The sequence below is a fragment of the Pseudomonas sp. NPDC087614 genome (assembly GCF_044743485.1).
Taxonomy (GTDB): domain Bacteria; phylum Pseudomonadota; class Gammaproteobacteria; order Pseudomonadales; family Pseudomonadaceae; genus Aquipseudomonas; species Aquipseudomonas baetica_A.
In genome coordinates, this window is sequence record NZ_JBIUWN010000068.1 from 936 (window position 1) to 23,508 (window position 22,573).

Here is a 22,573-nt window from a genome sequence, read left to right on the forward strand (position 1 = left end):
AAGACCTGCAAGGTACCCACAACCACCACCTGGCCCGCGCCGGTCAGCAGGGATTCCAGGAACTCGATATGGGGGGTCACGACAAACTCGTAACCCCAGCTCTGGAACAGATCCAACACCTGACGACGCGCCACTTCAATGCGCGCAGCTTCCGGTGGCAGTACTTCTTCGATGCCATCTGGCAGCAGCCAGCGGTCTACCGTTGCCATTACGCCTTCCCCTTTGATCCGGGCGGCCAGCACTAGGGCGAGCCTTGAGTGAAGCAGAAAATGATCGGGCCATTCAAAACGCACGCGCATGAACGACGCAGCGAAAGGCCTTATACCGGCCTCGCCCATCACTTTCCTCGAAAAACTGTCGAGCTATTCAGCCCGATGTTCTGCAGCAAAAACAGCAATCAAACGTGCAGACGCAAAAAAGCCGGGAATTTCCCGGCTGCCGCATCATACACACGTTTTCCCAAAGGATCACCCCGCCCGAGGTTTTAGCCGCCGGGCGGAATGATTCAGGTCAACGTCGTATCAAGGCTTGGACTTTTCCAGGTAACGGAAAAAGTCGCTGCTTGGGTCAAGGACCATGACGTCGGATTTGTTCGCGAAGCTTTCACGGTAGGCACGCAGGCTACGATAGAAAGCGTAGAACTCCTGATCCTGACCGTAGGCCTTGGAGTAGATCGCAGCAGCCTGGGCATCACCGTCACCACGAACCTCTTCGGATTCACGATAGGCTTCAGCCAGCAGAACGCGGCGTTGACGATCGGCGTCGGCACGGATGCCTTCAGCCAGCTCGTTACCCTTGGCGCGGTGCTCGCGAGCTTCACGCTCACGCTCGGTGCTCATACGCTCGAACACGCTGCGGTTAACTTCTTTCGGCAGATCGATACCCTTGACCCGGACATCGACCACCTCGATACCCAGCTCTTTCTCGGCCATCGTGTTCAACGAAGCAGTGATATCAGCCATCAGCGCGTCGCGCTCACCGGATACCACTTCATGCAGGGTGCGTTTACCGAACTGGTCACGCAGGCCGGATTCCAGACGACGGGACAAACGCTCGTCGGCGATCTGCTTGAGGCCGGAAGTCGCGGTGTAGAAGCGCTCGGCATCTTTCACACGCCACTTGGCGTAAGCATCGACCATCACGGCTTTCTTTTCCAGGGTCAGGAAGCGCTGCGTCGGTGCATCCAGCGTCATCAGACGTGCGTCGAATTTACGCACCTGGTTAACGTAAGGCACTTTCACATGCAGACCAGGCTGAACATCGGCCTCTACCACACGACCGAATTGCAGCATAACCGCGCGCTCGGTCTGAGACACGATGTAGAAGCAGTTCCAGCCAACCAATACCACAACGACGCCAACGATCAGGGCGATCAGCGATTTATTGCTCATCAGCGGGTCTCCCTTGTACGCGACTGCGGCAGGTCAGTGACATGCGGCGTGACATCCGAGTTTTTACTGGCAGCAGCCGAACCGGCGACTGGCGCATTGCTACCCGAACCGCTCTGAATCATCTTGTCCAGCGGCAAATACAGCAGGTTGCTCTGGCCGTTCTTGTTACCAGTCACGAGCACCTTGCTGGTATTGCTGAAGATTTCCTGCATGGTGTCCAGGTACAGACGCTCACGGGTAACTTCAGGTGCCTTGCGGTATTCGGCGACCAGTTTAGTGAAGCGATCTGCCTCACCCTTGGCGCGAGAGACCGTTTCGTCGCGGTAACCGTTGGCATCCTCAAGGATACGCTGGGCCTGACCACGCGCCTCAGGCACGACGCCGTTGGCGTAGGTTTCCGCCTGGTTGCGCGAACGCTGTTCGTCTTCACGCGCGCGGATCACGTCATCGAAGGCTTCCTGCACTTCACGCGGGGCTGCCGCGTTCTGTACGTTCACCTGAGTCACGGTGATACCGGTGCGATAGGTATCGAGGAAGCGTTGCAGACGCTCCTTGATTTCGCTGGCCATCAACTCACGACCTTCGGTCAGCACCTGGTCCATGGCGGTCGAACCCACCACATGGCGCAGGGCGCTGTCGGTTGCATGCTGCAAGCTGATTTCAGGTTGATCGACGTTCAGCACGAAGTCCTGAAGGTTGCTGATCTTGTACTGCACGGTCAGCGGCACTTCGACGATGTTCTCGTCTTCGGTGAGCATTTGACCCTGCTTGGTATAGGCACGCTCACGCGTAACGTTTTCCATGTACTTTTTATCGATCGGCGGGAAATAGATGTTCAGACCCGGGCCAACGGTTTCGTAGTATTTGCCGAAGCGCAGCACGACGGCTTGCTCCTGCTCGTCGACTACGTAGACCGCGCTGTACAGCCAGACAGCCGCCAGCACGACCAGTCCGATGCCGAGCAGACCGCCGAAGCCGCCTCCACTCTTGCCCGAACCACCGCCGTCATCACCACGTTTCTTACCACCACCGAACAACCCGTTCAGGCTTTCCTGCAGCTTACGGAAGGCCTCGTCGAGATCTGGTGGCCCCTTGCGGTCGCCATTATTGCGGCGCTTGCCACCCCAAGGATCCTGATTGTTCGAGTTGCCACCCGGCTCATTCCAAGCCATAGCGCTCTCCATCTGATAAAGCAAAGACGCACCCACGGCGCGCCGACCAATGCTACAGAATGCCTGCCTTCACGGCACAACCGCTTTTTCAGGCTTTTATTGCAAAGTGTGTTGCTCGATGAACTCCATCGGCTGCAATCCTTCGCGGCTTACCAGTCGATTCAACTCGACCCGGGGCAAACGAACGGCCAGCAGACAGATGCCTTCTTCGTCGTGTTCTTCTTTCTGCACCGCACCGAGCTCAAAGAACTGCGCACGCAGTCGAGCGAATCGCTGCGGCAAGCGCAAGGTTCCCACAAACAAATCACTGCCGAGCAACTCGGCAATGGCTTGCTCAAGCAACTCCAGACCACTACCGTCCCGCGCCGACAACCAGACCCGCTGCGGTTTGCCATCGGCATCGCGCTGGATCTGCGGCTCAACACCCTCAAGCAGATCGAGTTTGTTGTATACCTCAAGGATCGGCAAGTCTTGCGCCCCGATCTCACCCAGCACCACCATCACCTGCTCGATCTGCAACATGCGATCCGGCTCGGCCGCATCGATCACATGCAACAGCAAATCAGAGTTGCTGGACTCTTCGAGCGTAGACCGAAATGCTTCGACCAGCTTGTGGGGCAAGTGACGTATGAAACCCACAGTGTCGGCCAGAACGATCGGCCCCAGGTCGTCCAGTTCCAGACGGCGCAAGGTCGGGTCCAGCGTGGCAAACAACTGATCAGCCGCGTACACGTCGGATTTCGTCACGTTATTGAAGAGCGTCGATTTACCGGCGTTGGTATACCCCACCAATGAGACGGTAGGAATATCCGCACGCGATCGGCCGCGTCGCGATTGCTCGCGCTGGCTGCGTACTTTTTCCAGGCGGCCCTTGATCTGTCGCAGGCGAACCCGCAGCAGACGGCGGTCGGTTTCCAGTTGGGTTTCACCCGGACCACGCATGCCGATACCACCACCTTGACGCTCAAGGTGAGTCCAGCCACGAACCAGCCGGGTGCTCATGTGGTCAAGCTGGGCCAGTTCGACCTGGAGCTTGCCCTCATGGGTACGGGCGCGTTGGGCGAAAATATCGAGAATCAAACCGGTGCGGTCGATCACGCGACACTCGAAAACACGTTCGAGGTTACGTTCCTGACTGGGCGTGAGAATGTGATTGAAAATCACCAGATCGGCCTTCTCGGCATGGACCAGGTCGCGTAGCTCCTCGACCTTGCCGCTGCCAATCAGGAATTTGGCGGTTGGCCGATGACGCGGCACGTTAAAAAACGCAACGGTCTCGGCGCCCGCCGAATTAGCCAGTTCCTGAAACTCCTGCGGATCTTCGCGCGCCTCAGGGTCCTGTCCATCCAAGTGAACGAGGATGACTCGCTCACCACCACCGTGGCGCTCAAAGAACAAAGGAGACTCCTATCAGGCGTTACCCGGAGCTGGATCAGCGTCGCCTTGTTCGTTTTCGGTTGCGCTAGGCAGACGAATTGGACGAACCGGCACTACTGTCGAGATAGCGTGTTTGTAGACCATCTGGCTGACGGTGTTTTTCAGCAGGATCACGAACTGGTCGAACGACTCGATCGTGCCTTGCAGTTTGATACCGTTGACCAGGTAGATGGAAACCCCAACTTTCTCTTTACGTAAAGTATTCAGGTAAGGGTCTTGTAGCGAATGCCCTTTTGACATGTGCCGCACTCCTTTAAGGATTCAATAATAAAAAATAGGTAATTCAGATGGCTTTGGCCGCCACACCCCCAAGGATAGACGGCAATTGCAAGGACTCAGCTCAATATGGAGATGGTCCCAAGGTATTTCAAGGCGCGTGGCAGATTGTCGCAATCAAGACTGTCCAGCCAGTGTAAATCTTCCCAACTGCGCAGCCAGGTGAACTGGCGCTTGGCCAATTGGCGCGTGGCGATGACACCGCGCTCCTGCATTTCGGCCAACGTCAGCTTGCCATCCAGATAATCCCAGACTTGGCGATAGCCTACCGCACGTATAGACGGCAACCCTGAATGCAGGTCACTTCTTTTACGCAGGGCTACGACCTCGTCGATGAACCCCTGTTCCAGCATATTTGTGAATCTTTGTTTAATACGCTCATGCAATACCTGGCGATTTGCCGGGGCAATGGCCAAGTTTGCGACAGTATAGGGCAATTGTTGCTGGCCAGAAGCTGATGCTTCAGTACTTTGCACAGATTGTTGCTGGCGAAGGGCAGTCATGCTCTGACCGCTGACCCGATAAACTTCCAGCGCCCGACTCAAGCGTTGCGGATCGTTCGGATGAATACGCGCTGCAGACACCGGATCGATGACCGCCAATTGATCGTGCAGGGCTTGCCAGCCAAGGCGTGCAGCCTCTTCTTCGATTTGCGCACGCACCTCGGGATCGGCGGCCGGCATATCGGCCAGACCTTCGACCAAAGCCTTGTAATAGAGCATTGTGCCGCCGACCAGCAGCGGAATTTTCCCGCGGGAGGTGATCTCTGCCATCGCTTGCAGGGCATCGCGACGGAAATCCGCAGCCGAATAGGCTTCAGCCGGGTCGAGAATGTCGATCAAACGATGCGGAAATTCAGCCAGCAGCTCTTTCGAGGGTTTGGCCGTGCCAATGTCCATGCCTCGATAGACCAGCGCGGAATCGACGCTGATCAGCTCGCACGGCAGCACTTTGGTCAGTTCGATGGCCAGGTCGGTCTTACCCGCAGCGGTCGGGCCCATCAGGAAAATCGCTGGAGGAAGCTGCTTCATCAACGACCGCGCAAGAACAGTTTGTCCAGATCGTCCAGACCCAATTGGGTCCAGGTCGGCCGGCCATGATTACATTGACCGCTGCGCTCAGTGTTTTCCATGTCACGCAGCAGGCCGTTCATTTCGGGCAAGGCCAGGCGCCGGTTGGCGCGGATCGCGCCGTGGCAGGCCATGGTGCCGAGCAGTTCGTTCAGGTGCGCCTGAATCCGGTCGCTGGTGCCGTATTCCATCAGGTCCGACAGCACATCGCCGACCAAACGGTTGGCTTCAGCCTGCTTCAGCAAGGCCGGAATCTGCCGAATCGCCAGCGTCTCCGGGCCCAGGCGCTGCAATTCAAAACCCAAACGCTGGAACCACGTCGCGTGCTCTTCGGCGCAGTCGGCCTCGCGCTGACTGACCGCCAGCGACTCCGGCACCAGCAACGGCTGGCCGCTGAGGCCTTCGCTGGCCATGGCGATCTTAAGGCGCTCGTACATGATCCGCTCGTGAGCGGCATGCATGTCCACCAGTACCAGGCCTTGGGCGTTCTCGGACAAGATATAGATACCCTTGAGCTGCGCCAGCGCGTAACCGAGCGGTGGAATGTCTTCCTGTCCAGCGGGTAGCGCGCTGGCATTCGCTTCAGGCAGCGGCGCAAAAAACTCCCGGTAGGCGGCCTGAGCCTCGGCGGCCGGCGGCATCGCAGATTGCGGACGTGGCGTGTATTGATACTGATAAGCGCCGCCAGCGCTGGCGCCAGAGGAGGCATTGAGCGTCGGTTGCGCCTGCGGTTGCTCAAGCAGCGCATTGGCCGCCAGGCGCATTTCGCCCTGAGGTCCGAATTCACCGGCATCAAGGCCGCTTGGCCTGACGATGGCAGTGGTGACGGCGCCGGCAAGTTGGTCTTCCGGGCGCACATCGCCCAAAGCACGGTGCAGCGTGCCGTAGAGGAAGTCATGCACCATGCGTCCATCACGGAAACGCACTTCGTGCTTGGTCGGGTGCACGTTGACGTCCACTGCCGCCGGATCGACCTCGAAAAACAGCGCAAAGGTCGGATGACGGCCGTTGAACAGCACATCGCGATACGCCTGACGCACCGCGTGGGCCACCAGTTTGTCGCGCACCGCGCGACCATTCACGAAGAAATACTGCAAATCTGCCTGACTACGGTTGAAGGTCGGCAAACCGACCCAGCCCCACAGGTGCAAACCGTTGCGTTCGATCTCGATCGGCAACGCCTGTTCAAGGAAACCAGAACCACAGATGGCCGCCACACGTCGTGCGCGGGCCGCGTCATCATGGGCTTCGTGCAGGCTGAGAATGGTCTTGCCGTTGTGGCGCAGATGGAAAGCCACGTCGAAACGCGCCAGCGCCAGGCGCTTGATCACCTCTTGCAGATGATCGAATTCGGTTTTTTCGGTCTTGAGAAATTTACGCCGCGCAGGGGTATTGAAGAACAGGTCACGCACTTCCACCGACGTACCGACCGGGTGTGCCGCCGGCTGAACCCGAGGCGCCATGTCCCGGCCTTCGGTTTCGACCTGCCAGGCCTGATCGGCATCACGGGTGCGCGAGGTCAGGGTCAGACGCGCGACAGAGCTGATCGATGCCAGTGCCTCACCGCGAAAACCCAGACTCATGACCTGTTCGAGGTCTTCGAGATTACGGATCTTGCTGGTGGCGTGACGGGCCAGAGCCAACGGCAGATCATCGGCAGAAATACCGTTGCCATCATCACGCACTCGCAGCAGTTTGACGCCGCCCTGCTCGACATCGACGTCGATGCGTTTGGCACCAGAATCGAGGCTGTTTTCCAACAGCTCCTTAATGACCGAAGCAGGACGCTCAACCACCTCACCGGCGGCGATCTGGTTCGCCAGCCGTGGACTGAGCAGTTCGATGCGGGCTGCGCTCAGCTCCTGATTCATTCTTTGGACGCCAGTTCGGTGCCAGGAATGGTCAAGTGCTGACCAACCTTCAGTTCATCGCTTTTCAAATTGTTGACATTGCGCAACGTGACTGGCGACACCTGATAACGCACGGCGATCATGGAGAGCGTTTCACCCGGGCTTACCCGGTGATCCCGAGGTCCCTTGGCGATTTTCCCCGAATCACGCAGCCAGGCAATGTAAGTTCCCGGCGGTGGATTCTGCTGGAAGAACTGGCGCACGCCACTGCTGATCGACCGTGCCAGCGCCTGCTGGTGGCTCGATGCAGCAAGCTTCGAGGCTTCCTTGGCATTGGAGATGAAGCCGGTTTCAACCAAAATCGACGGAATGTCCGGCGACTTCAACACCATAAAACCGGCCTGCTCGACGCGCTGTTTGTGCAACGGCGTAACCCGGCCGATGTTGGTCAGGACTTTCTGGCCGACGTTGAGGCTGGAGGTCAGCGACGCGGTCATCGACAGATCGAGCAGCACGCCTGCCAGCATGCGGTCCTTGTCGTCGAGGCTGACGTTACCGGCACCACCGATCAGGTCGGAACGGTTTTCGCTGTCGGCCAGCCAACGGGCGGTCTCCGACGTAGCACCGCGATCAGACAGGGCAAACACCGAAGCACCAAAGGCTGCCGCGGAAGGCGCAGCGTCGGCGTGAATCGAAACGAACAGGTCGGCGCCCTTCTTGCGGGCGATTTCGGTACGACCACGTAACGGGATGAAATAGTCGCCGGTACGGGTCAATTCGGCACGGAAGCCTTTCATCCCGTTGACCTGACGCTGCAATTCGCGAGCAATCTGCAACACCACGTCTTTCTCACGCTGACCGCGCGAGCCGGATGCTCCCGGGTCTTCGCCGCCATGGCCGGCATCGATCACCACAATGATGTCGCGCTTGCCAGCCGGGGCTGGCGGCAACTTGATTTCGGGCTTTGTCGGGGTGACTGGCACCGCCGGTACGGTGGCCACCGATGGCGTTGGCGCAGGCGGCGGCGCGGCGTCGGCCGGGTTATCGAACAAGTCGACCACCAGACGGTTGCCATACTGCGCATTCGGCGCCAGCGAGAAGCTTTTCGGGGTGACGGCTTTCTTCAGGTCGACGACCACACGCAGGTCGGTCGGCGTACGCTGGGCCGAGCGTATCGCCGTGATCGGCGTGTTTGCAGTCTGTACATTCAAAGGCGCCCCCAAGGTGGCGCCATTGATGTCGATTACCAACCGGTCCGGAGCGGTCAGGGTGAAGACACTGTGCTGCACCGGGCCGCTCAGGTCGAAAACCAATCGCGTGTTGTCCGGCGCCCGCCACAGGCGCACGCTGTTGACCTTTGAGTCGGCCAAAGCGTTGACGGTTACTGCCATCAACAACAGTCCAGCGGCAGTCACCAACGCGCGAAAGCGCATACCTAACCCCATCATTTAATTGGATTCCAATGCCAAAGCGGCACACCAGGCCTCGCCACGCGAGCCTTGGGATGAAATTTTCAGCGAACGCCCGCTGTCTTGCGGGCTAATGGTAATGGTCAGGTCCGGCTTTGGCAAAAAGCCTGCACCTTTATCGGGCCACTCGATCAGGCACAGGGCATTGTCCTCGAAGTAATCACGAATACCGAGGAACTCCAGCTCTTCCGGATCGACCAGTCGATACAAGTCGAAGTGGAAGGCGCGGATTTCGCCCATCTCATAAGGCTCGACCAACGTGAAGGTCGGACTTTTTACCGCCCCGACATGCCCCAACCCACGAATAATCCCCCGGGACAGGGTCGTTTTGCCCATGCCCAGGTTGCCCTCAAGAAAAATCAGGCCATGGCCTTGGGTAACGCGGGCGATCCGTGCGCCAAAGTCGCTCATGGCCTGTTCATCGGCCAGGTACAGGGTTACTTCAGACACGGTGCAAGCTCCTCCAACAACTGACGAATGGCTGGAATCAGATCACTGGCCGCCAGCCCACGGCCGCATTTTCCTTGTTGCGCCCCGGCGTTGGCGTGCAGCCAGACCGCCAGGCACGCGGCATCGAAACCGTCCATGCCTTGTGCCAGCAACGCGCCGGTCAAACCTGCCAGCACATCGCCGAGCCCGGCAGTGGCCATGGCCGGATGCCCTTGGTGACACAACGCCAGACGACCATCGGGGTGCGCGATCAGGCTGCCAGCACCTTTGAGCACCACCACTGCGGTGTATTTTTTGCTCAATGCCAGCGCTGCGGCGGGGCGGTCGGCCTGCACCTGGGCGGTGCTGATCCCCAGCAAACGTGCCGCTTCGCCGGGATGCGGAGTGATCACGCAATCCTTGGGCAGACTGACGAAACCGCTCGCCAGCAGATTCAGCGCGTCCGCATCCCATACTTGCGGTAACGGCGCATTGGCGGCGGCTGACAATAACGCCCGGCCCCAACTCGCCTGTCCAAGCCCAGGCCCTACGACCAGCGTCGACACCTTCTCCAGCAAGCCCATCAACTGGTTGGCCGAAGAAACGCCGAGCGCCATGACTTCAGGAACGCGGGTCAGCGCCGCCGGCACATGCTCAGGGCGCGTTGCCAACGACACCATACCCGCGCCGCTGCGCAGAGCGCTTTCACTGCTGAGCAGAATCGCCCCACCAAAGCCATGATCGCCGCCAACCAATAGCAAATGCCCGAAGCAACCCTTATGAGATGTCGGCTCGCGAGGGGCCAGTAGCGCAAGATTAGCTACGTTGAGGCGCCGGGCACGGACAGCAATGTCACTGTAGATTTCAGCCGGGGCCTGCAGATCATTGAACACCCACTTGCCGACATGATCCGCCGCGTCGCCCGTGAACAGCCCCACTTTCAAGCCAATAAACGTCACCGTGAGATCGGCACGCACGGCAACACCCAGCACTCGCCCGGTATCCGCGCACAATCCCGAAGGAATATCGACCGCCGTTACAGGCAAGCCACTGGTGTTGATCGCATTGATGGCAGAGGCATAAGGTTCGCGCACTTCGCCACTCAACCCCGTGCCCAGCAAGGCATCGACAACCACACCGCGCAACTCGCACCGGGCACTCCAGCCCTGCACAACGACACGCTCGGCCAAAGCCTCGGCGTGCGCCTGTGCTGCGTCACCCTGCAAGCGTTGCGGGTCGCCGACCGCCAACACCTGCACCGTCCAACCGGCCCGACGCGCCAAGGCAGCGACCAGATAACCGTCGCCAGCGTTGTTGCCATGGCCGCAAAGCACGGTCAGCTCGCTGGCGGTGGACCACTGCCGAACCAGCGAACGCCAGGTCGCCTGCGCCGCGCGCTGCATCAATTCGAAGCCCGGTGTGCCGGCAGCCATGAGCCGTGCATCGAGTTCGCGCACCTGTGCGGCGCCGTACAGCGCGTCGGGTAATTGATCTTTCGTGTGCGGCATGCGTCTTCGGGCTCCGATGTCTGGCAGAATTATACGCACCTCAGCTCCGGTTTCTCTCGCCTCATGTCCGCCATTACTACAGACCTGCCCGCCCTCGCCCGATCCATCAAGGAATGGGGCCGCGAGCTGGGCTTCCAGCAAGTCGGCATCAGCGGCCTGAACCTGGCCGAGCATGAGCAGCACCTGCAGCGCTGGCTCGAAGCCGGCTACCACGGCGAAATGGACTACATGGGCGCCCATGGCAGCAAACGCTCGCACCCCGAAGAGCTGGTGCCGGGCACATTGCGCGTGGTGTCACTGCGCATGGACTATCTGCCCGGCGACACAAAAATGGCGCAAATGCTGGCGCAACCGGAAAAAGCCTACGTGTCGCGTTATGCCTTGGGCCGCGATTACCACAAATTGATCCGTAAACGCGTGCAACAATTGGCCGACAAGATTCAATCCGAGATTGGCCCGTTCGGTTTCCGCGCGTTTGTCGACAGTGCCCCGGTGCTGGAAAAAGCCATTGCCGAACAGGCCGGACTGGGCTGGATCGGTAAAAACACCCTGGTGCTGAATCGCAAGGCCGGCAGCTATTTCTTCTTGAGCGAACTGTTCGTCGATCTGCCATTACCGGTAGATGAACCGCACAGCACCGAACACTGCGGGCGCTGCACCGCGTGCCTCGATATCTGTCCGACCAATGCCTTCGTCGGCCCCTACGTGCTGGACGCGCGTCGCTGTATTTCCTACCTGACCATCGAACTGAAAAGCGCCATCCCCGAAGACCTGCGCCCGCTGATCGGCAATCGCGTATTTGGCTGTGATGACTGCCAGATCGTCTGCCCGTGGAACCGTTTCGCCAAGCCCTCCGGGGAAAGCGATTTCAAGCCACGGCACAACCTAGACAACGCCGAACTGGCCGAACTGTTTCTGTGGGATGAAGAGAAGTTTTTGAGCAACACCGAAGGTTCGCCGTTGCGGCGAGCAGGGTACGAGCGTTGGCTGCGCAATCTGGCAGTGGGGCTGGGCAATGCGCCCTCAACGATTGCGGTGCTGGAAGCGTTGAAGGCGCGACGGGATTATCCGTCAGAGTTGGTCAGAGAGCATGTGGCGTGGGCGCTGGAACAGCATGCCCGACCTGTGCACGCAGAACCGGCCAGTAAAGTGCTCAAATCCTGGCCGGGACATTGAGGCTCTCGGCTCATGCTGAACACTGCCTCGCCGCGTTATTTATGTTTATTTTTTTTCGTTGTAGTGGCCACCCAGCTGTTTGATGGTGACAATCCTGTCCTTCGCATTTTCAGTGAGATATACGCGATCACCCTTCGACAAATAAAGATGCATCAACTTGGACGATGAACCGGATGGACCTTTCAACGGCGTGTATTCGGCGTGAACGAGCGTGGCAGCGGAGGTCGGAGAGTTACCCGCCTCAATGTGCTGCATGAATATCTCGGCCCTGGCCTCCGAGGCTTCCCGCGCCTCTATCTTGAGAAGATTCATCTTGTCTTTGGGCCTGACCAATGTCCATTTCTGTTCGACCTCTTCCTCAACCCGCGCGGTGGCTTTCGCAGACTGGGCTTTTGCCGCAGCCTTGGCGCCTTTTCCTTTGGCAAACGCTTTGGCCGCTTTACCCGCACCTCGTGAACTAAGCCCTGACTGAAAGGCTGAAGCCAGCTTCCTGCCCGCGTTGACAGCAGCCTTGGCTCCGGCCGCCAGACCGGTACCCAGCGAAGCCAAGCCTAGCCCAGCACTGATCCAGCCCAATGCCTCTCCTGCCGAAGAATCCGGTGCATAGTGATTGACCAATTCGCTGGCAATACCCGCCAAGCCTGAAGCAACGGCCAGCCCCAATGCCGCCGCCGCCCATGGCGTCGCGGCCCCCATCGTCAGCACGCTGGCAACAATCCCGAGCACACTGAGTCCGATGCCCAGAATCGATTGCCAGGAGATATGCCCGGTAGGATCAACACGATTGACGGGGTCGCCCAGGCAATAAGCGTAGGCATTCAATCCGCCCTCACCGAATGGACTCATGTTGTCGGGGGCGAGGAAACGCATCAATGTCGGGCTATAAGCCCTGTAGCCATTGCCCAATAGATACAGCCCGGTTACCGGATCCAGCTGCTCGCCGTTGAACCCCGCCAGACTGAACAAACCACCCTCGGCGGGACGATGCCCGTAAGGGCTGTAAGTGCAATCAGTCAGTTGTTCTTCACCCAGTGCTGCCAACACACTTTGCTGCTGATCGGTGCCGAACAACTGCGCGCCGGCCTTCAATCCGAGTTGTTGCTGGCCCACGAGCAATCCACCGTGACGCAGGACACTGGATGAATTTTCACCGCTGACTTCATTGGCGACCCGGCCTTCGTGGTAATAACGCTGGGCAGTGGTGGTATTGGGTTGCGACAGTTCAACCAGGTGGTCAAAACCGTCGTAATGGTAGCCGCGAATAACCGAACCTGCGGCGCTGGTCAGTTGTTCCAGACGCCCGAACGCGTCATAGGCCAGGGTTCGCGCCTGATCATCCTTGATCATCCTGCCGTTGGCGTCGTATTCCAGGGTCACGGCCGATGGATAGTCGACATGAGAATGTTTGACTGCGCTGAGTTGTACTGGGTCCGGATTGTCGTAACTGAAGGTGGTCAGGTTCACACCCAGAGGGAACCGCGTCTGTACGGTGAGAAGATTATCCAGTGCATCGAATGTGAACGTCTGCTGAGCAATTTCTTTGCCGTACGGGTCCCGGGGCTTTAGGGGGCCGGCACAGTCGTACTGGATCAGGCGCCCACGCACATCGTAGACAAATTGCTCATCGCGCAACACTTGCGTGCCACGCCTGGACACTTTCTGCGCCAGTTTGCCGGCGAGCGTATAAGTAGACGCCAGCGTCTGATCGGGCTGGCCCTTCACCTGGAAAGTACGGCAGATTTCACGACCGATATCATCATAGGTAAACCGAGTGATCATTTGACGTTTGATCGACGTCTCTTCGGTCTTCGTCCATTCCAGCATCCCCGTCTGGATGTTGTAGTGGAATTCGGTTTTCAGCGAACCCTGCAAGGTTGATAACAAGCGGCCATGGTCATCGTATTCGGATCTGCGTTCGGATCCGAGTACATCGATGCAGGTGATCGGTCGCCCCTCCAGGGAATAGGTAAAGGAGGTTGCTTTGCTGATAGCGCCGTAGGTCGTCGTTTCGGATTTGACGCGCCCGGAAGGGTAATACGTAAAACGACGCTCTCTGCCATTTTCGATACAGGTCAAGGGATGGCCGTTGACGGGGTCGTAAGTCAGGGTCGTGAGCAATGCCCCCGCCTTGCGCTCAGTCAGTAAACCGCCCCTATGGCGCAAATACGTGAATTCGATTTTCTTGCCGTCAGCGCTCTTGTACCACTGCGGCTGGCTGAAACCTGCTTCATAACCGGCCTCGGACTTGCGGCCGCCTACTGTACTTTGCGTCAGGCGATTCAATCCGTCATAGGTTTGCCGGCCCAACACTTTGCCATCGACCTGAATGCCGACCGGCAGCGCTTCGTCACTGTGATCGGCGTAGTCGGTGACCACCTCGCTGGCGTCGGGCAGGACACTGCGAATCATCCGGTCAAAAACGTCGTACTCATATCGAGTGGTATTGCCGGCCGGATCGGTCTGGCTGGTTGTACGCCCGAATCCGTCATAGGTGTAATCGGTTTTGCCAAGACTCTTGTGCTTCAGATTGAAGCTCTCGACCCTCAGGGGTTTACCAAACTCGTTGATGAGGGTAACGGTCTTGCCCATCCCCTGAAGCCAATTCGTTTGCTGGCGAAGGACCGGATCGGCCTCGCTATGTTCGACACGCCCATCGGCATGGAACGTCTTGCAGACCTGGCCCCAGTTATCGAATTCGTAGCGGGTGATCAACGGATAAGGCTTGCCATCGCGCCAATCGGTCAGCGTCACTTCTACCTTGTGACCCGCCGAATCATGAAGGGCGCAATAAAGAGTACGAGACGCAATGAGCCCATCCTCGTCCGGACGGTCGCAGTCCTTTTCCTGAACGGCGATCACTCGTTCCAGGCCATCATAGGTCACTCTTTGTTCGCCGCCGGCGGGATCCGTGGTGACCATCGTGGCCGGTTGTTGTTTGCTGGCGGCCAAAAAGGCCCACCTGGTAGCGGCCGCGTACGGGGTGCCGGGGGCAACCGTTTTGCACACTGCTCGGCCGATCGCGTCGTACTCATGTTCGATACGCTCGCCATCGATACCGACTTCTGACACCTGTAGCCCAGTGAGCGTCGAGAGCACGGCCTCACTGGTCTGCAGCGAGCCATCGAAGCCCTGCGTGCTGGACGTCACCCGCAGCCTGATACCTTCAAGCTCATAGGAGAATTGCGTGCAGGTCTTTTTATCGTTACGGGTAATGCTTTGCTGTTTCATGGCCCCGTGCTTGAGCGGGTCCTTTGGCGTATTCAGGTAACTCCTTTGGGTTTTCGAACGCAGGATCTCAACCCCCTCCACGCGCTCGAAATAACGCTCTTCAACCGGTAAGACAGATGCCAGTTCTGCGCCTTCCAGCGCAGGATGCAACGCATAGTCGTAGTACGTGACAGACGAGGCGCCACTCGCGGCCGCAGCGCTGACCGTTCTCTTTTTCTGGAACCTGGTGAAACCCAGCGGATCCTCCGGGCAGTTGTCCCCACCGCTTGCAGGATAATACTCCGACAAAGTCGTCACCCCACTCGGCTCGACATGTTTGAGCAGGTTGCCTTCGCCGTCGAACTCGGTGACGGTGGTTTCCTCGCGCTTCTGTTGGGTGCGCCGATCGAAATAAGTCACCGTCTGAACTTTCGGCATGCGGAACTGAGCCGGTTGCTCATTGAACAGTTTGGTAACCGAACAGTGATACTCGGTGGCGATTGTGGTCTGGGCATTGCCACATGTCGTGACCTCTGCGACCAGCAAATGGAATTTGTTGTAGGTGCGGTTAATCCGGGTGTGCACCTTGCCATTGACCACTAATTTCTCGTCCGAGGTATAGACGTAGTGGTCGGGCGCCAGGTAGAGAGGATCTATGTCATTGTCCCTGGCCGGGATGAGGCCCTGCCCGAGAAAGTTATGGTTGGAATACGTATATACCTTGCAAAGCCTGGGTTGGCGCCGGCCTGGGTAAATATCGTGAGCGATGACAAACGGAAGTGTTCGCTGCACGCCACTTACGAAGCGGTGACCTTGACGCTTGTAGCGAATGATTTCTACGCCGCGCAATGGATTGACGACGCGGCACAGATAGCTGGCCTCATCAATGACTTCATATTCCAGATCCCAACCTTTGCCGAGCGGAAGTTCGATTGCCGTTACCCGACTATTTTTCAGGATCAGGTTGTAGTCGGAACTGGACGAGGTATCGGGATGCCGGGTCAATGTCACCTGACCGGCCTTGCGCGTAACTCTCAACAGGCATCTCTTGGCGTCACAGACTTCGGTCAACATGGCAAACTGATTGAACGTCTCATGCTTGAGCGTGATGCTCACACCGTTCGCCGCGACAATTTTTTCTGCTACCGCGATATGAGTGCCGGCCTGAACTTTAAGCAGTTCACGCCGACCATCGCGGTATCGAACTTCATAGCGCCCTGCCCCGGTCACCAGTACCCTGGCAGTTTGCAGTTTCATTTCCTTGAACTTCAGGCCCGCAGATGTCTCGACAGCCTTGTAGCGCTCGCCGTTGGACAGCGTCATGACTTTGCTGCGCACGTCATACTGAGTCATGGTCAACGACCAGCCGAGGCCGAAACCGGCATCCACCTGATTGAGCGGGTTGAAACCCAGTGAAAGTGCAACCTCAGGGCCATTGAGATCCGCCGAACACAACTTGCCTAACGAAAAGGCGCACGTATACATGCCCGTGCGGGGGTCAACGCCTCCGGAAACAAACTCACCAAAGTTGAAAGCATTCGAGTGAACGGCGGAGGATGAATTACTTTTCATTGAAAACGTCCTTTATTTCCAGATTCAGATATTGGCCAGTCAGGTTGGCCAGCGAAAACTCGCTGGCCATGTATCGAAATCAGACAAGCTGTTTCATTGACCGCTTGGACTCACCCAGAACAAAAGTACGTTGTTCTTTATCACCATCAATACTAAGCCTGTGCTCCGAACCGAACTCATCGACCACTGCAAACTCGAATGCGCTTTCATTCTCCCGCGCCACTTGCAGGTCCGCGGAAACATACTGAACAAGCGTCAATTGTCCAGGCACTTTGTTAATCGGGACGGTTATGTAGCCGAGCGGGCTGCGAAACGTTGTTTTCAGCCCATAAATCGGCGCCATGTAACCATAAAAACATCTGCGACCATCCTGTGTGTCGGGAATATTGCCGGACACATAAACCTGCACCGCATTTTCGGAATCATAAGGGTCAAGTTTCACCTCACTGCTATACCAGTCAAGGAGGTGAATCTGCCGGCCCTCTGCTTGCAGAGCAATATGATAATGCTGGACCCAGTCATATTGGGCTCGCTGCTGTTTCTCATCATATTTACTCAATGAAAAACTACTCAGCGGATACTCTTTAGGCGGAATCGCCTCCAGCGTCACACTGCTGTCAAAGCCGACTCCATTGCTTCGCAATACCACTGAGTCCATGACGATTTCGGCAGCGACTTCCATGATTCCAGGCCTGGAGGCGGAAACCCAAAACTCAAGAATTTGTACAGGATCAGAAACGTCACTTTTGCGATTGTCATTAACACGCGGAACTTCTATAGCCCGCGGTGCCCCACCCGACATTTCATGGGCATACCGATTTTCCTGCACGGATACGCTCCAGTCACCTTCAAGAGGTCGAGCGCCGTTATAGGCAATCAGCCGCAGTGTTTGTAATGCAGGATGCCCATACAGTGACGCGCCGTCTCCATTGTTATCGACACCGTGTAAAAGCACCAATACGCGCACTTGCATGCGACCGTTGGCGTAAAGAATCTTATGTTGACCAGACCTTGTGGAGTCGGTTTTCACCTCGATACGGGAAATATTAAGCTGCTCATCAAACATTCAATAACACCTTGGCTAATTAATAAGTTTCGCCTCCATCAGGACGCGCCGAGGCATTGAGACACGGCACTAAAAACAATAAAAGACAGGACATTCGACAAATTAAAACCACGGAAACACCTGAACATAGAAACCAACAACACACATAAACTCTAAAACATTCTAAAAATTCAGATCTCCTGTCACCCGATTTGAAATCACTCCTGCCAACCCTTTAATTCCGGCCTTGCCAGAGGTTCCTCCCCTCCTGACCACGGCAAAATCAAAAGCAGAAGGGGAGCCAACGCGTTATTTATATTTATCAGACTATGTTAGACCGGCAAGAAAACAGTTACTTCCCCCCACATTCAGTCACTCTCTGAGCCCGTCGAAAATCCACTCTCTGAGGATTCACTGTCAGACTCTACATCCGACAGTGGCTCTTCCATTTCAATTTCAATTTTCCGGTCCATGCTGGCGTTTTCCAGATACTCGGTAATCCGCTGCCTCGACGCGTCACTCAAGGGATTATTCACCAGACCAACGAATAAATTCTGTGTATCCGGGATATCGAACAGCTCATCCCCCACCTCTGAAATATTATTATTCTGCAACGCCAACACCTCGAGTTCTTTCAGCGAATCTATTCCTGAAGGAACGCTGGAAAGATTGGCGTCATACAGCATCAATTCCGTTAAATCCGGCATGAAGCCTACAGGTGGAGCAACTGTCAGAGGATTGCGTGCCAGGTTCAACAATGTAAGCGTTTCCATTCTTGCCAGCCCTTCAGCCGTCATATCAGAAAGTCTAAGCGAGCAACTATCCAACGTGAGTTGCAGCAGTTCACGCATTTGAAAGATCCCTGACGGGAATTCCTGCATCTCTACGCCAGTCACCTTCAAGTATTTAACATTGGGAAAACTGTCAAGAAACGCGCCTATCCGTGCGCCTGGTTTTTCTGCGGTCAATATTAACTCTGTTACATATTCAAACCTGGCAGACAGCCTTGGTAGCTCACCGGAAAAATCGACGCTGGAAGAAAAATGATAGTCACCGTACCCCCATCTCGAAACGGACTTGCGCCGCCAGATATCTTGCAGCTTTGCGCTGAATTGCTCGCGAGCCTGACGTTGCTCCGCGGGGGTTGGCGCTCTCCCCTGTCCCGACGAATCCGCATGAGGTGACGGCTTATCGGCACTCCATATCGACAATTCACTGCACAACGTCGCGAACTCTTTTTCCAGCCTCATCATTACGCCGGCCAGATCACTCTTTAAACGCTCGTTGATAAACGTCGTCACCTCCTCACCCGAAAGCTGCGGATAAAGATCATGTACGCGGTCAACAACGGTCTTTGCCGATGTCGGATTGTTATCGGCGCCGCCTCGCAGCTTCCACGCTTGCCTGTATTGCGCGGCGGCAGAGTCGACCGTCATTGGAATCGGCGCCAGCCCCAGCAGTTCGCTCACAGCCTGGCGCGATGGCAACGGCTGTGCACGAATCAATCGCTGCAGCGTTTGCCCTCCTCCCTCCGCCACACCGAAGGCCTGACGCTGTACGGGCAGTAACAGGAACCAGACAGCCGAATACAGATCGCTCATGCCTTTGGACGATGAACCCTCGGGGCTGCTGATGACATACCCGGCGTCCTGCCGGACCAGTACGTGATGGAACGAAGTCAGCACATCGCCGATAGCCGTCAAAACCTTCCCGTCAAACACATCCTGACGAATCTCGATACGGACATCTCGCGGCCACTGCGCAAGGCGTCCGATCATATGCAACGCCAGTCGGTCACTGTCCGGACTGGATACCGAATCCAGATAAATCCCTTCACAGGCTCTTGCGAGACGAACATCGCGCAGCACTAACAGCGCCTCTTCTGCCATTTGCCGTGGCATTCCCGGTTGGTTATGCATATGCAGACGCTCGGCAGCGCTTGCGTTGCCCCACAAGGCCTCGGCTGCCGCTTTGGGCAAGTCAGGAAAAATCCGCCGCATCTGCAACGTGTTTTCATCACAGTCAAGTTCGAACGCACGCTCATGATTCTGAAAGAGCGCGGCGCGGTCGCGCTGGGCAATGCTTGCGCCAGGCTCGCCTTCGCGCAACTGCAGCAGAGCCTGCAACTGCGGATCGACCTGGGCGCGCACTAGCGGATCGGGATGTTGCATTTGTGTGATGAACGTGTGGATTTTCTGATCGAGGCTCAAGCGCCTGAGGGCGTCCTGCAGCAAGACGAGGGACCGAGCGTAAGCGGGGGAATCGCGTGCCAGCGTTTCATCCATCCCACTAACGGCAAGAATGCGTGTAATCGTGACCTCGGAAAAGCCGTCCACTGAATACCCGACGCGGTGAAACAGTTCTACCGTTCGCCTCCTTAACGAATTGAGTCTTGCAGGGTGATTACGCGAATCACTGCTTTGCAGAGGGACCCAGAACCTGCCCTCGCTATCCGGCTTCAGAAGCGGGCCGGAAGGGTTGAGTTCTCTGGCTAGCGTGGCGCGAAACAGGCCACTCTCGGCGTCCAGGACCACTTGCACGAAATGGTTGTCGGCTACGGCCACATACTGACGCTGCCTGAACCTCCGGATGCCCTGCGCATCGGGCTCGCCGAGGCTTTTGTCGATGTGTATCCAGTAATCTGCCAGCGAGGGCGTCGCGGCAAGCTTCGAAAAATCGTCGAACGCGAAAGACATCGGGCTCACACTCAAACTGCTCGCCTGCGTCACCGCGACCAAGTCTGGCCGGTAGGACGGGTGCAAGTGTTCCGGGCGAGGGGGGAGAGGTAAATGCGGCATTGCTGGAGAGGGGTACGCTGGGCGATGTGGTTCATTCGCGCTGAAATCGGGTGTTTTGGCAGGGGCAGGAACAGGTTTGATCTTTGGCGGTTTACCAGCCATGAATGCTCATCCTTGAGGTTTGGTTAGTTGGGCCCCGTAACACTGCAGGGCCAAAAAATAATCTGACGCGCCAATACAGGGCTGTCAGGACAATCAGTTTATCGGCTTATCCGGTGTAAACCGGTATATAGGTGTACTACATTTATCGCATTAATAAACAACGACGCCAATTAGTTCTCGATGTGTGACTCGCGAAGCTTGTTGACGTAGACGAAAGCGCAGTCACTATCAACTAGCTTATTCGACCTGTTTGTTTTTAGCCCCTCAGGTGCTGGCCCAGGTATAAGTGCCCGACACGAATACCGGTAATTCACATCCGCGCCAGACCACAAACGTGCGCAGCCACTTAATGGAATAATTTTGAAGTTGCTGTAATGCCGGCTCGACAAAGCATTGCCACTGCTACGGACAACCTACCCGTTGAACTTGATGGCGACACCGATCTGGAAGGTTTTCCCGCTTTCGCTGGAAACCCGGAACGCACGTATACAAGGCAGGACCGGACCCTCCTCGTTTTCATCATCCACACGATCTATTACAGCGACAGTGTTCAGTACCGCCAGAGTGAAACGTCCCTTTTCATTACTGGCTCGCCAACCATTTCGCAATGGTTCTCCCAGTCTCATATTGAATCAGCGGCAAGACTCAGAAATAACATGCCTCCTACTAATTCCGCTTGAGCAGAAAGGCAAGAAACCTCAACAACCGGTAAAAACAGATAAAAACCCGCCGCCACCGTCAATTCGCAAAACCCGGCAGAACTGTATTTTTTATTCGATAGCAGGCGGAATCAATGCTCATCGTTATAAACGAACTTGGGCATTTCCCAATGAAAACGAATGGCCAGCAGACGTAACAAAAACCCGCCGAACAGGGTAATCAGAATGGCTTGTTCACCTGGCACGTTCAGATACAGGCACAACATGTAACACCAGGCGGCGGCGAACGACACGCTGGCATACAGTTCTCGGCGGAAGATCAACGGGATGTCATTACAGAAGATATCGCGCAGGATGCCGCCGAAGACACCGGTGATCACACCGCTGACCGAAGCCACCAGCATGCCGTGGCCCATTTCCAGAGCGGTCATGCAGCCGATCAGGGTAAACGCCACCAGACCGACGGCATCGAGCACCAGAAACAACGAACGCAGATGCCGCATCCAACGTGCAGTGAACACGGTCAACATTGCCGCAGCGGAGGTCAGCACCAGGTATTCCGGGTGTTTGACCCATGTCAGCGGGTAGTGCCCGAGCAGCACGTCACGCACCGAACCGCCGCCCAGCGCCGTGACACACGCAATCAGCACCACGCCGAACCAGTCCATGCCGCGACGGCCCGCAGACAGCGCGCCCGTCATGGCTTCAGCGGTAATGGCGATCAAATAGAGCATTAGCAACATGGTGGCGATCCTGGCAGGAAGGCGCGCAGTCTAGCCATTTCGGTGCAGCACCAAAAGAGGGCGAGAACACCCGCCACAAAAAGCCGCCAACCCGGTATCAGAACTTGATGAAGTGCTTGCGGTAATGCTGCAGTTCGGCGATCGATTCACGGATGTCGTCCAGCGCCAGGTGCGTGCTGCCCTTCTTGAAGCTGTCGCGTACGTCCGGCGCCCAGCGTGCGGCCAGCTCTTTGAGTGTGGAGACGTCAAGGTTGCGGTAGTGGAAGTAGCTTTCCAGCGCCTTCATGTGGGTATAGAGGAAGCGGCGATCCTGGCAGATGCTGTTGCCACAGATTGGCGACTTGCCCTTGGGCACCCACTTCTCCAGAAACGCGATGGTTTCGGCTTCGGCTTCGGCCATGCTGACGCGGCTGTCGCGAACGCGTTGGGTCAGGCCGGAGTTACCGTGGGTACGGGTGTTCCACTCGTCCATGCGTGCCAGCACTTCGTCGCTGTGGTGAATGGCGATCACCGGTCCTTCGGCCAGCGTGTTGAGGTCACTGTCGGTGACAATGGTGGCCATTTCGATGATGACGTCGTTGTCCGGATCAAGACCGGTCATTTCCAGGTCGATCCAGATCAGATTCTGTGGGTTCTGCATATTTCGGCTCCTAGGCAATGCTGCGCAGT

At 57.0% G+C, this 22,573-nt stretch carries 16 protein-coding genes; 1 reads left to right on the forward strand and 15 read right to left on the reverse strand.

Features of this window, described 5'->3' with window-relative positions:
* The 10 genes from ACIOWA_RS21565 to ACIOWA_RS21610 form a co-directional block, all read right to left on the reverse strand.
* Window positions 1–209: ATP phosphoribosyltransferase regulatory subunit (locus ACIOWA_RS21565; RefSeq protein ID WP_401161822.1), on the reverse strand; the 209-nt coding region annotated here is incomplete at its 3' end.
* Window positions 210–521: 312 nt separating this feature from the next.
* Window positions 522–1,391 (reverse strand): protease modulator HflC, encoded by an 870-nt coding sequence (gene hflC / locus ACIOWA_RS21570; RefSeq protein WP_221733092.1) that lies wholly within the window; start codon window positions 1,389–1,391, stop codon window positions 522–524.
* A complete protein-coding gene (hflK, locus tag ACIOWA_RS21575) occupies window positions 1,391–2,563 on the reverse strand; it encodes an FtsH protease activity modulator HflK (RefSeq protein WP_339433661.1) in 1,173 nt (390 codons plus the stop codon). The genes hflC and hflK overlap by 1 nt, the downstream gene beginning before the upstream one ends.
* Window positions 2,564–2,659: 96 nt before the next feature.
* Window positions 2,660–3,961 carry a ribosome rescue GTPase HflX gene (gene hflX / locus ACIOWA_RS21580; RefSeq protein ID WP_339433660.1) on the reverse strand — a complete coding sequence of 434 codons (1,302 nt, stop codon included), beginning with the start codon at window positions 3,959–3,961 and terminating at the stop codon, window positions 2,660–2,662.
* Window positions 3,962–3,973: 12 nt separating this feature from the next.
* Entirely contained in the window at window positions 3,974–4,240 is a 267-nt protein-coding gene (gene hfq, locus ACIOWA_RS21585) for an RNA chaperone Hfq (protein ID WP_095109354.1), read from the reverse strand.
* Between the two features lie 95 nt (window positions 4,241–4,335).
* A complete protein-coding gene (gene miaA, locus ACIOWA_RS21590; RefSeq protein ID WP_339493931.1) occupies window positions 4,336–5,307 on the reverse strand; it encodes a tRNA (adenosine(37)-N6)-dimethylallyltransferase MiaA in 972 nt (323 codons plus the stop codon).
* The gene (gene mutL, locus ACIOWA_RS21595) at window positions 5,307–7,217 is read right to left on the reverse strand and encodes a DNA mismatch repair endonuclease MutL (RefSeq protein ID WP_401161826.1); all 1,911 of its coding nucleotides are present in this window, start codon (window positions 7,215–7,217) and stop codon (window positions 5,307–5,309) included. Before mutL ends, miaA begins: the two co-directional genes overlap by 1 nt.
* Window positions 7,214–8,641 carry an N-acetylmuramoyl-L-alanine amidase gene (locus tag ACIOWA_RS21600; protein WP_401161852.1) on the reverse strand — a complete coding sequence of 476 codons (1,428 nt, stop codon included), beginning with the start codon at window positions 8,639–8,641 and terminating at the stop codon, window positions 7,214–7,216. Before ACIOWA_RS21600 ends, mutL begins: the two co-directional genes overlap by 4 nt.
* Window positions 8,642–8,644: 3 nt before the next feature.
* Window positions 8,645–9,115 (reverse strand): tRNA (adenosine(37)-N6)-threonylcarbamoyltransferase complex ATPase subunit type 1 TsaE, encoded by a 471-nt coding sequence (tsaE, locus tag ACIOWA_RS21605; RefSeq protein ID WP_401161828.1) that lies wholly within the window; start codon window positions 9,113–9,115, stop codon window positions 8,645–8,647.
* Window positions 9,103–10,602, reverse strand: a complete 1,500-nt coding sequence (locus ACIOWA_RS21610) for an NAD(P)H-hydrate dehydratase (RefSeq protein ID WP_401161830.1) — start codon at window positions 10,600–10,602, stop codon at window positions 9,103–9,105. Before ACIOWA_RS21610 ends, tsaE begins: the two co-directional genes overlap by 13 nt.
* 63 nt (window positions 10,603–10,665) lie before the next feature.
* Here ACIOWA_RS21610 and queG point away from each other — a divergent pair, with 63 nt between their 5' ends.
* Complete coding sequence (gene queG / locus ACIOWA_RS21615; RefSeq protein ID WP_401161832.1) at window positions 10,666–11,778, forward strand: tRNA epoxyqueuosine(34) reductase QueG; 1,113 nt, start codon at window positions 10,666–10,668, stop codon at window positions 11,776–11,778.
* A 45-nt stretch (window positions 11,779–11,823) separates the two neighbouring features.
* Here the strand turns inward: queG and ACIOWA_RS21620 are convergent, their stop codons facing one another.
* From ACIOWA_RS21620 to orn, 5 genes are all read right to left on the reverse strand, one after another.
* On the reverse strand, window positions 11,824–16,557 hold the full coding sequence (locus ACIOWA_RS21620; protein ID WP_401161834.1) for an RHS repeat domain-containing protein: 4,734 nt from the start codon (window positions 16,555–16,557) through the stop codon (window positions 11,824–11,826).
* Window positions 16,558–16,636: 79 nt separating this feature from the next.
* Window positions 16,637–17,623, reverse strand: coding sequence for a hypothetical protein (locus tag ACIOWA_RS21625; RefSeq protein ID WP_339433652.1), 987 nt, complete (start codon window positions 17,621–17,623; stop codon window positions 16,637–16,639).
* A 347-nt stretch (window positions 17,624–17,970) separates the two neighbouring features.
* A complete protein-coding gene (locus tag ACIOWA_RS21630; protein WP_401161837.1) occupies window positions 17,971–20,502 on the reverse strand; it encodes a hypothetical protein in 2,532 nt (843 codons plus the stop codon).
* 790 nt (window positions 20,503–21,292) lie between these two features.
* Window positions 21,293–21,904: a trimeric intracellular cation channel family protein gene (locus ACIOWA_RS21635; protein WP_221733102.1), complete on the reverse strand. Its 612-nt coding sequence runs from the start codon at window positions 21,902–21,904 to the stop codon at window positions 21,293–21,295.
* Window positions 21,905–22,001: 97 nt separating this feature from the next.
* A complete protein-coding gene (gene orn, locus ACIOWA_RS21640; protein ID WP_123530761.1) occupies window positions 22,002–22,544 on the reverse strand; it encodes an oligoribonuclease in 543 nt (180 codons plus the stop codon).
* Window positions 22,545–22,573 lie beyond the last annotated feature (29 nt).